Annotated in this window: 1 protein-coding gene; it reads left to right on the top strand. The window is 63.6% G+C overall.

Going from position 1 to position 228, the window contains the following annotated elements:
• On the top strand, positions 1-228 hold a 228-nt coding region (locus SCA31_RS25880; protein ID WP_410699792.1), incomplete at both ends, for a 3'-5' exonuclease.

The raw sequence follows: 228 nt of genomic DNA, 5'->3' as shown, positions 1-228 counted from the left end.
CGCGATGTCCGCCGATACCGCCGGACCGTTTTCGAGGAAGAAAAAGATGGGTCAGCGGTCAGGCCCACCATGGCGGTGCTGTGCCGGCGTCGGGCGCAAATGGAGTGCATCCGCCGAGAATTCGAGCTTCAGGGCATCCCTTACGAGATCGTCGGTTTGGGCGGATTGCTGGACACACCGGAGATTGTGGACCTGGTGGCGACCCTGCGGGTTCTGGCGGATCCCGGC

Origin of the sequence: Chryseobacterium sp. SIMBA_028 (assembly GCF_046535285.1) — a bacterium.
GTDB lineage: Bacteria > Bacteroidota > Bacteroidia > Flavobacteriales > Weeksellaceae > Chryseobacterium.
This window is presented reverse-complemented; position numbering and strand designations above follow the sequence as displayed.